At 47.6% G+C, this 11,182-nt stretch carries 8 protein-coding genes and 1 riboswitch; all 8 genes read left to right on the forward strand.

The features are described 5' to 3' along the window. Positions 1–72: 72 nt before the first annotated feature. Positions 73–1,062, forward strand: a complete 990-nt coding sequence (locus tag DC345_RS23990; RefSeq protein WP_113055351.1) for an AAA family ATPase — start codon at positions 73–75, stop codon at positions 1,060–1,062. Beyond that, the gene (locus DC345_RS23995) at positions 1,059–2,285 is read left to right on the forward strand and encodes a DUF58 domain-containing protein (RefSeq protein WP_113055352.1); all 1,227 of its coding nucleotides are present in this window, start codon (positions 1,059–1,061) and stop codon (positions 2,283–2,285) included. The genes DC345_RS23990 and DC345_RS23995 overlap by 4 nt, the downstream gene beginning before the upstream one ends. Next, complete coding sequence (locus tag DC345_RS24000; protein WP_113055353.1) at positions 2,272–4,635, forward strand: DUF4129 domain-containing transglutaminase family protein; 2,364 nt, start codon at positions 2,272–2,274, stop codon at positions 4,633–4,635. The genes DC345_RS23995 and DC345_RS24000 overlap by 14 nt, the downstream gene beginning before the upstream one ends. 317 nt (positions 4,636–4,952) lie before the next feature. Then, positions 4,953–6,491, forward strand: coding sequence for a glutamine-hydrolyzing GMP synthase (gene guaA / locus DC345_RS24005; protein WP_113055354.1), 1,539 nt, complete (start codon positions 4,953–4,955; stop codon positions 6,489–6,491). 180 nt (positions 6,492–6,671) lie between these two features. Next, positions 6,672–7,712: a leucine-rich repeat domain-containing protein gene (locus DC345_RS24010; protein ID WP_113055355.1), complete on the forward strand. Its 1,041-nt coding sequence runs from the start codon at positions 6,672–6,674 to the stop codon at positions 7,710–7,712. 96 nt (positions 7,713–7,808) lie between these two features. Next, positions 7,809–8,060 carry a hypothetical protein gene (locus DC345_RS24015; RefSeq protein ID WP_113055356.1) on the forward strand — a complete coding sequence of 84 codons (252 nt, stop codon included), beginning with the start codon at positions 7,809–7,811 and terminating at the stop codon, positions 8,058–8,060. A 378-nt stretch (positions 8,061–8,438) separates the two neighbouring features. Continuing rightward, a riboswitch (purine riboswitch) is annotated at positions 8,439–8,539 on the forward strand. A 190-nt stretch (positions 8,540–8,729) separates the two neighbouring features. After that, complete coding sequence (locus tag DC345_RS24020; RefSeq protein ID WP_113055357.1) at positions 8,730–10,106, forward strand: NCS2 family permease; 1,377 nt, start codon at positions 8,730–8,732, stop codon at positions 10,104–10,106. 235 nt (positions 10,107–10,341) lie between these two features. Beyond that, positions 10,342–10,731, forward strand: coding sequence for a hypothetical protein (locus DC345_RS24025; RefSeq protein ID WP_113055358.1), 390 nt, complete (start codon positions 10,342–10,344; stop codon positions 10,729–10,731). Positions 10,732–11,182: the final 451 nt, after the last annotated feature.

Here is an 11,182-nt window from a genome sequence, read left to right on the forward strand (position 1 = left end):
TACTTCCGGGCAACACTGAATCATAGATTAGTATGTTTCAGGAATGCCGATGGATGGAAGGAGATTAGAAAAATGTCTTATATCCGAATGGAACATGAACATGCCGTAGAATTGCTGAATAGAGTTATGAAGCGAGTAGAAAGTGTGATCATTGGCAAAAAACAAGAGATTCGTTATGTGTTAACTGCAATGCTTAGTGGAGGTCATGTACTTCTGGAAGATGTACCGGGTACAGGCAAAACGATGCTGGTTCGCGCAGTCTCTTCTGCACTGGATTGCTCCATGGGAAGAATTCAGTTCACGTCGGATGTGATGCCGGCAGATGTGACGGGCACGTCGATGTATCATCCGCATACGGGAGAATTTAAGTTTCGACCAGGACCCGTCCTGTCCAATATTGTGCTGGCCGATGAAATCAATCGCGCTTCCCCCCGTACCCAGTCGGCACTTCTGGAAGCGATGGAGGAACGGCGCGTTACGGTGGATGGCACAACTTATGCTTTGCCGCGCCCATTCTTTTTGCTGGCGACGCAGAATCCGTTGCAGTTTGAGGGCACCTATCGTTTGCCTGAAGCGCAGCTGGATCGTTTTATCATGAAGATTGGACTGGGGTACCCTGATCCGGAGCAGGAAGTTGAACTGTTAACCCGGATGCAAAGCAGAGAACTGCTCGATGAACTTCGCCCTGTCATGCTTGCTGAAGAAGTCGTAGCCATGCAGCGTGAAGTAAAACATGTACATGTGGACTCTGTTGTCAAACAGTATCTGGTTGCTGTTGCCGTTGCCTCCAGAAGTCACCCGGCGGTAAGACTGGGAATCAGCCCGCGCGGAACATTGGCCTGGATGGCTGCAGCACAATCGTTTGCTTACCTCCAAGGACGCAGCTATGTCATCCCTGACGATGTGAAAGAGATGGCTGTACCCGTTCTTTCTCATCGCATTCAATTAAAAGCCCAGAACAGAGCGGAAATCTGGGCACAGGAGCAGGTGATTCAGGAAGCTCTGTCATCAGTCCCGGTACCTGTACAGATGACGGCACAGGGAAGGGGACGGCGTCAATGACTGCGCTGGGTCAACGGATGTTGGGTGCTGTCCTGGTCGTGGCATTTGCCTCTCTATATGTATGGCATGGCGGCAAAGCCGCGCTTTTTCTGTCCATTGTGGCCGCCTTGATGCTCGCAAGCGCGCTGATTATCCATTTCTTTGGTCCGCGCAATATTAACATTCGGCGGCAAATGCAAGCGAAGCGGGTTGTAGCAGGCGAAATAACACGGGTATCGGTGGAACTGAAATTCGACTGCCCGATTCCACTGCTATGGGTCATTCTGTGTGAGAATACACCTGCTGGCGTACATCGTAAATTACTATTTCCAGGGACCCGTCGCCAGTTTACGTATCAATATGAATTATCGGGTTTGCGAAGAGGTGTGTACAGATGGGAGTCAGGCAGATTGTACTGGGGCGATGTTTTCGGGTGGAATACAGTCTCCGCAGAGACGGTGAATCGTACCGCGCTAATTGTTGTTCCTCAAGCAGCGGAATGGGACGAGAATGATCACGGAGAATACTCGGCTATGGGTGAAGATGCGCTGTCTGAGCGAAGAAGCAGTCAGGGGAATCGCAGTCCTGAGTTCCGGGAATATCAGCAAGGAGACCCGCTGGGGCGTGTTCATTGGAAAAGCACGGCCAAAACGGGTAAGCTTCAGACTTTTTTGCCTGAAACCTCCGATTCTGTCTCACTGGGTATACTGATGTATGAAGGTGCATCCGGTTATGAAGTGCGCCAGTCAGAGAAGAGAGATACGTCTGCCTTTGAACGTGCGGTCCGTGTAGCTGCCCGTTGGATTCATACCGCTGAACGTGACAACATTCCGTATCAACTGTGGACGGAAGGCGGTGGGTCAGGATCTGCTCAGCAGGAGAAATGGAAACAAGAACTCCTGAACTCTCCTGAAATCCATGCGTTGGACAAGCTGGCACAGGCACGAATTGCTACGTCTCAAGTTGTATCTCCATCGCTTCGCACAGAGATGTTGGATAGAATGGCGCTGGGGTCACGCATTATGATTCTCACTGGCAAAATGGATGACACTTTGGTGGAGTGGGTAATGTGTGCAATCGGGTTGGGATACAGGGTAGAAGTTCAGTTAACCGATCAAACCATTCGTGACATGGATAATGAAAGTTTGGAACAGCTTCGTCAAAGTGGAGTACAGATCCATTGGATTACTGACGGCTCTTTACCTTCAATGAGAAAGGCGGAGGTAACGGATGTGGGAGCATAATGGAAATCCTCAAGCGAATTCCACTGTGGCTGACAGGGGGCACATCACCAGTTTCGGATCAGAGTCTGTGCATTCCATATATAAAGCGGAAACTAGAACATCTGGAGTTGAGTTGAAGAGTCCCGGCTACAGTTCGGAGCCTCTCCTTTACAGAATCGGTCTTTCTGCCATTTTGCTTATTTTGTCCCTGGAGTGGATATATCCTGTTACGACAACGGGTCAGCAAGGTAGTGAACGATTCTTGTCCGTGATGGCAGGGTTAACGGGAGCTTTACTGCTCGCTGGGTTGATTCGTACTGGGTGGGTCTCTGGAATACTGATCAGGCTCTGCATTGCTCTAGCCGCATTATGTTGCATGTATGGAGGCAATGATCCTGCTGGATGGGCTGCTACCTATCCAACGACTCTTTCTGCAGATATGGGGACTTTTACGAACACCTGGCGTTTTAACTCGATTAGTGTGGAGACAAGAGGGCTGCTCATGATGTGCGGCTGGAGCATGCTAATGGCTTCTGTGCAATCGCTTGTATTACTACGAAGAAGTGTAATGCTGTTTGGAAGTGCAACATTGGTCTATTTGCTGCTGCTTGAATCCTTTGCCGGGCTGGATGTGTATGCTTCGGTGATACGTTCTGTGCTATGGATTCTACTCATGCAGGCCATGCTGCAGTTGCTTCGTCTTAATGGAGGGGTCACAACACCGATCTTCAAGCAGAGTCCTTATGGTCGTTGGTGTACGGTAACGCTTGGGGTATCGGCAGGCATGGTACTTTTCTCAGCGATCCCTGGTCAGCTTGCTTCCATTCCTCCACCGGAACGTATTTCACTTGAGCAGATGGGTGAACGTTTGGCCCGCTGGGCAGGCTACACACAGCACGGAAGTATTCCTGCAACAACTGCCGTCACAGGATATAGTACAGCGGATGCACCAATGGGCGCACCTTTGGTGCAGGGAGACACGATTTTTTTTACGGCAAAAAGTCCGGAAGCTACGTATTGGCGGGGTGAGACCCGTTCATATTATAACGGAAGCACCTGGAGTGATCCTGTGCAGAGTTTTGAGACGGCAAGTCCATCCGGGTTGGTGCGAACCGATAGTTGGGAGTACCCTGCCTATTGGCAACGTATTCGTCAAACGGTAACGATGAAGCGAGAATGGAGAGGGCCCAATCCCCTCTTTACAGGTGGAATACCACTCAATCTTTCGTTTCAGGATAAGAATAGTGATAATCAGAAAAATAAACGTTTACTGCTATCAAATGAAGATTCGGCAACGTTATGGCTCGCGGCTACTTATGATGATCAACCGGTCAAAAGTTATACGGCAGACATCATGATTCCCGTGGCAACACCTGAACAACTACGACTTCTGGGGAAGAGGTCCAACATGAAAGATCCGTCCGCAATTCGCAGAACGTATCTGCAGCTACCCACTACGCTTCCCGGACGTGTGCAGGCTCTTGCCAAGGAAATCATTCAGGGAAGTGAGACCCGTTATGATGCCGTGCAGGCTGTAAAAACTTACCTTGCCGACCACGCCGAATATACGATGGATACCCGTATGCCACCGCGAGGAACTGATTTTGTGGACGATTTTCTATTCGTTACACGGCAGGGGTATTGCAATCATTTTTCCACAGCCATGATTGTGCTACTGCGTGCAGAGGGTATTCCGGCACGTTGGGTTAAGGGGTTCGGACCCGGGGAAGTGGATGCGGGCGTTTCCGGGCAATACATTGTGACCCAGGGAGATGCACACTCCTGGGTAGAGGTGTATTTTCCAGGCGCGGGCTGGATGCCGTTCGAGGCTACGCCAGGCTTCACCATGACGCAGGGTGAAGGCCAAGACGCCGCTGCGCTCAGCGGGCAGCAGCCCGTTGCCGTAACCCCGCCCCAGACGGACGGCGGGGCGGCTCACGCGGGCGCATGGCTGCTCGCCCGCGCACGGGCCATTGCCGCGCACCCATGGATCGCGGCAGCCCTTGCGGCAGCAGCGCTGCTGTGCGCCGCTGGGGCCATCCGCATGCGGCGGCTTCGCCCCGCGCTGCGGCTAAGGCTGCTGCTGGCGTGGCCGCGCAGCAGCTTTCCGGACCGCGAGCGGCTGCTCAGCGCCGCCGCTCCGGTCTGGACCGCGCTCGCGCGCCGCTACGGCCCGCGGCCGCCGGGAATGACGCTGCGTGAATATGCAGCGTCACCCGCCGTGGCCGCAGGCACGGACGGCGCGGACATCGCGCGGTTCGCAGCCGACTGGGAACGGCTGCTGTACGGGCCGGACCGTCCGCTGCGCGCGGACAGTCTGGACTTCCTGCGCCGGGCACTTCAACTGGCCCGGCGCATGCAGGCGCTGTAACACGAAGTACAGCGCCGCGCTAAAACATAGGACGCCTTTCTCGCCCCTAAAGCGAACGAGGCGTCTTTCCGCGACCATACACTATTAGCTTCCATGCGGGAGATCTCTTGTATGATGAAAATAGTGCATAACCCTTTTCTTATATTTCCGATCGGGAAATATATAGATGCAGGCGAGAATATTCGATCAAATTACCATAATCTCAGGCGTTGAAAATGCCATGTTTTGAGATGTCGAAAAAAGGAGTTTCGCCTTTCCTTGACGGTATGTTTTGTCGTTGCGTATAATTAGTTTCATTAATTGAGGGAGGCTCGGTAATGAATAAGCAAAATGAAATAGTGGTTGTCCTTGACTTTGGGGGCCAATACAACCAGTTAATCGCCAGAAGAATCCGGGATCTGGGCGTATACAGCGAGCTTTTGCCGTATAACACACCGGCGGAGAAAATCGCAGAATTAGCACCAAAGGGAATCGTGTTCTCGGGTGGACCATCTAGCGTTTATGCAGAAAATGCACCACACGTAGATCCGGCCGTTTATGATCTGGGATTGCCAATCTTCGGAATTTGTTATGGTATGCAGCTCATGGCGCAACAGCTGGATGGTAAAGTGGAGCGTTCTGAGAAGCGTGAGTATGGTAAAGCGGATATTGAGTTTGCACCAGGTGCAGCTCTCGCACAAGGTATTGAGGGTGAACATACGGTATGGATGAGTCATGGTGATCATGTGGTTGCTCTTCCTGCTGGATTCAAACTGGATGCAGGCACGGAAAGTGCGCCAATCGCAGCGATGAGCAACGATGAGCGCAAATTGTATGCTGTTCAGTTCCATCCAGAAGTACGCCACTCTGTTCGCGGTAATGAAATGATCAAAAACTTCCTGTACGAAATCTGTGGTTGTGAAGGCAACTGGAGCATGGAGACGTTTATCGAAGATACGATCAAAGATATTCGTGAAAAAGTGGGCGACGGTAAAGTATTGTGCGCACTTAGCGGCGGTGTAGATTCCTCCGTTGTTGCTGCATTGCTTCACAAAGCCATCGGTGACCAACTGACATGTATGTTTATCGACCATGGTCTGCTGCGCAAAGGCGAAGCGGAGAGCGTAATGGAGACGTTCGTCGGCAAATTCGACATGAAAGTTGTCAAAATCGATGCACAAGAGCGTTTCCTGTCCAAACTGGCAGGCGTGGATGATCCGGAACAAAAACGTAAAATTATCGGTAACGAGTTTATTTACGTATTTGACGAAGAGTCCAAGCAGTTTGATGATTTTGCATTCCTGGCGCAAGGTACACTGTACACGGATATCGTGGAAAGTGGCACAGCGACAGCTCAAACCATCAAATCCCACCACAATGTGGGCGGATTGCCTGAAGACATGAACTTCAAGCTGATCGAACCACTGAGTGCCTTGTTCAAAGACGAAGTGCGTAAAGTCGGCGAAGAGTGCGGTCTGCCAGAAGCAATCGTATGGCGTCAGCCGTTCCCAGGTCCGGGTCTTGCCATCCGTGTACTGGGCGAAGTAACTGAGGACAAGCTCAAAATCGTTCGTGATTCGGACTACATCCTGCGTGAAGAAATTGCCAAAGCGGGCCTTGATCGCGAGATCTGGCAATACTTCACAGCGCTGCCTAACATGAAGAGTGTTGGGGTTATGGGTGACGCACGTACGTATTCCTACACTGTAGGTATCCGTGCCGTAACGTCCATCGACGGTATGACAGCTGACTGGGCACGTATCCCTTGGGACGTATTGGAGAAAATCTCTGTGCGGATCGTTAACGAAGTGGATAACGTAAACCGTATCGTGTATGACGTAACTTCCAAACCACCAGCAACGATTGAGTGGGAATAGAAGTTATCTATCCAGATTTAATAACAAGAGATCGGAGTTTCCGTCAAAGGAGCTTCGGTCTCTTTTTTCTTTTCATTTTGTGTTTGCACCAGACGTTATTTATACTTTGATTTATGATAAAGATGGACCAGCAAATAGATAGTACGAGGAAGAATACTGTGCAAGGAGGAACTACGACGGATGAAGCAAAGAATCGAACTCAACCCCGGTTGGACTCGTGAGGAGGTTACCGCACTTACGGCTCATCCTGAGCTAAAGATTGTTCAATACAGCGAGCACAATATCCCGGATGTGAACCTGATTCAGACTTTGGATGAGGAGCTTTTTGCAAACAGACCTGATGTTACTTTTCGTATATATGGCTTTCATTCGCAATCTGGCGACTTGTCTTTTCTAAGATATATGAATCATGTAGAAAAGCTTGTGATTGATTGCACCAGACACATTCATGGGATTGAGAGCTTAGTTGAATTGCTAAGGCTAAAAGAGTTTGCTTTTGACGTATTCGAAGCGGAATCTCTTGATGTATTAACAGTTGTACCTAACTCTTTAGAGCAGCTCCGCATCGGCAAAACCAAAACGAAGAAAACGGATTTGTCCATACTTAACCGCTTTACTGAACTTAAAACGCTGAGTGTGAATGGTCATACAACTAACATCGAAACGATCGGAACGTTATCATCACTTCGGTCCCTATATATTTCGGGAATGCCATTAAAGGAATTGGGATACTTGAAAAAATTAACGGATTTGCACGAACTTCATCTCAGTTTTGGTGGAGCAGAGAATCTGGATAGCCTTGCGGGCATGGAATCCTTGCAATTGTTGAAGCTCCTAAGAGTGAAAGGTTTATCTGACTTATCCGTATTGAATGAACTGAAGGGATTACGCTTATTAGGGATAGAGGACCAGCCACATCTAACGAGTCTGCCGTCTCTTGAGAATTTGACTGAATTACAGCGTGTTTTCCTGAACAATGTGAAGGTAGAGAGTATCGATTGGGCAAAGACTTCCAAAAGCCTGAAAGGGCTCGCTCTTCTGCAAATGAAACATATTACCGCCGAAGATATCGAATCCCTGATTCATCATAAATCTTTGGAAAGAATGATCGTTCATTTGAAAAGTGCCAAACAGCAAAAAGTGGCGAAGCAGGCGATAATGTCAGCAGGCATGTGGGATGAGAGCGGATGGTGGTACAAGGATGAATTTTTGAATATTTAATTCCTTTTTTAGGTTCGGTTCAGATTATTTTCATGTGGGGCTTGTACACTGAGTGCAGAATACGGCTATATGGCAACTGAAAGGAGAATTGAATGTATGCGTAAAACCGACAATATGAGCAAATGGAAGATGGGCATTGGAAGTGCGTTTCTGATGGTGATGCTGGCAGGATGCGGCTCGGGTATGCAGGACTTGGCTCTTGGTGCAGGGGATTCTTCATTTGTTAATTTAGAGGCAGCAGATTCGTCTTCCGATCAAGCCCAGAATCAGGAGTTATATGAAAGGTCAACGGCTAACACCAATCAAGAACAACAGCAGGTAAGGGATGGACTTCAGACAGAAATTTAAGGACGTAGGACTTATCGTGTAAAAAATGATCTGGTGATCGTCGCCGCTTGCTCCGTTACCTAAGCTAATGGATATTAAGAAACGTTATTCTCACCACATAACCATCTTCTAGAAGACCGATCAAGCTACCATAATCAAAGGGCATGCGCTTTGATTATGGTAGCTTTTTTATTGTTGTAGATGAAGAGAAAACTTGTGGCAAGATCGACATATACACATGAAAACTTAATGTAAACCCAATTTTAATTTGGGTTGTAAACCGCTGAACTGGTTCATTTTGTTAAATAATACGAACGATTTATAAGCTGAGCGAGGGTAATATTCGTTTTTATCATTGACAAACTAGAGGCATCCCTCCTAAAATAGTGATGGGAAACACACAAAAAACGCATACTACTTCGTATAATCCCGGGGATTTGGCCTGGGAGTCTCTACGAGATCACCCTAATGATCTGGCTACGAAGAGGATAAGGCTGAGCACATGAATTCTACATGATTGCGTCGGGCATGACATCTCGCACATTAGAATTTTTTTTGTTCTCCGTAATTGGCACAGTGCCACTCCTCGTCAGCTAAAACCCTGGGTGATATATTTCATCTTCAGGGGTATTTGTCGTTTTGTCGGTTTTCAATATGGCTTCAACATCTCTAAGGGGGAGTTAGTGAATTATGGATCGTTTCTTTAAACTAAAAGAAAATGGAACGAACGTTAGAACGGAGATTGTTGCGGGTCTTACTACCTTTATGACAATGGCGTACATTCTTTTCGTAAACACGTTGTTCTTGGGATCAGCCGGAGCCGGTATGTCGGACAATGCAGTATTTTTTGCAACAGCCGTAGGTGCTGGTTTGATGACCATCATTATGGGATTGTTTGTTAATATTCCGATTGCCCTTGCACCGGGTATGGGTTTGAACGCATACTTCATGACCGTAGTTCTGAGCTCCAACGGCGCGATTACCTGGCAGGCAGCTCTAGGAGCTGTGTTCCTCTCAGGTATTGTATTCATTATTCTGACTGTAACCAAAATCCGTCAAATGCTGCTCGTTGCAGTTCCGGACTCATTAAAGATGGCAATTACGGTTGGTATTGGTCTCTTTATTACCATTGTGGGTTTCAAACTGGCTAATCTGGTGGCTGTAACAGTCAATGTTGCGCCTGATGCGGATCTGAGCCAACCGATTCCAGGGAGCGGTTTTAACCTGTCTTTAGGTAATTTTATCACGCATCATGATGCATTACTGGCTCTGATTGGACTGTTCATTATCGCTATACTGATGGTTATGCGCGTCAAAGGCGCACTGCTGATCGGTATCATTGCCACAACGTTGATTGGTATCCCAATGGGCGTTACGAATCTCAGCGGCTTGTCCGGTGCAAGCTGGATGCCTAACTTTAGTGATCTGGCAGTTGGACAACTGGATTTGAAAGGTGCCATTAGTCTTGGATTGTTCGAAATCATCTTCATCTTCACCTTTGTAGAGCTGTTTGACACATTCGGAACGATGGTAGGTACAGCAACACGAATGGGGATTATGAAGGACAAGAAAAAAGGTGAGAAAACAGTTGGTAAAGCAATGCTTGTCGATGCAGTAGGTGTAAGTGCAGGGGCTGCACTGGGTACAAGTACAATTACCGCTTTTGTCGAAAGTGCCTCTGGCGTCGAAGCTGGTGGACGTACAGGTCTGACCTCTGTAACGACAGGTATCCTGTTCATCCTGGCTTTGTTTATAGCTCCGCTGGCATTGGTTGTTCCGTCCGCAGCAACAGCTCCAGCATTGATTATCGTGGGTGTTTTGATGATGAGTCAGGTTCGCAGCATTGAGTGGGATGATTTCCTGCAAGCTTTCCCGGCGTTCCTTACCATTGTACTGATGCCTTTCACTGGAGGAATTGCAAACGGGATCTCCGCAGGGATTATATCCTATGTAATCTTGGCCGTATTCGGTAATCTGGTTACCGAGCGCAAAGTGAAGATCCACTGGCTTATGTGGATATTGGCTATCATTGTTATATGCCGGTATGTATTTATCGGTGGAGAATAAAGGTTTGACTGAATGAATTGGGTCAGATACTAATAATGTATTGCTTATTTATGCAATTGAAAGAAGCGGAAGCCTTGAACTTTAACGGGGCTTTCGCTCTTTTTGTTTCTTATATATGTAGCGTTAGCTCTAAAAGAAGGGACAGGAGACTCTTTGAAATGTTCTACGTAGGGGATATTCTTGATCTGTGGGAGATCCAAATTGACTTTCTTCTATATATAAAGGGGGAACATACATGAGTTATGATTTGATGGTTTTTGATCCAGCCAAAGCTCCAGTTGATAAAGCGTCGTTTATGAGATGGTATGGTGAGCAGACAAAGTGGGCGGAGGATCATTCCTATTCAGACATTAAGGTGAGCTCAGAGCAGCTGCAATGTTTTTACGAAGAGTTTATTCTGACATTTCCTTCTATGAATGTAGACGACGATGTGTTTGAAGCAATGGAGGAAGCGGGAACAGATAATCGATTAACAGAATACTCACTAGGAAAAGAAGTGATTTATGCTGCATTCGCGTGGTCTGTTGCGGAAGAAGCCTATAAAATGATGAGTGAGTTGGCTAGGAAACATAAGGTTGGTTTCTTTGATGTAAGTGGCTCGGATGGTGAGATCATCAGACCCTGATCTTTATACTCAAATAAAAACATCTATAACTCAGGAAAGCGGGAGCGGAAACAGCCGATCCTGTTTTTTTAGTTTTATAAATGATTATGAATTGGACAGGTCGGTATATCTGATTGAGATGAGTTAACAGCAAGACGGATACAACCAGTTTGAAAGGTACTCTACTATATATAATAGAAACTGGTGCAATGAGAGAACTGCTATTCTCCCAAGTTTGGAAAGGTAGTTGCTGCTGCGAGATGAGTATCGTGTAAAGTATAATCGGAGTAGTGAGAAAAAGAGAACCGCTCACAGATAAATTAAAAATAAAGCTTGCATTACAAAACTGTACATGGTATATTATAATTCCGGCCAAGAAAACACGAGAAACACGGTGCGGCAAGCGAATGAAATAAGCTTCGAAAGAAACTTAAAAAAAGAGCTTGCAAATTTGGTTCGGATGTGATAAGAT

Source organism: Paenibacillus taichungensis (assembly GCF_003287275.1).
In the GTDB taxonomy this organism is placed as follows: Bacteria; Bacillota; Bacilli; order Paenibacillales; family Paenibacillaceae; genus Paenibacillus; species Paenibacillus taichungensis_A.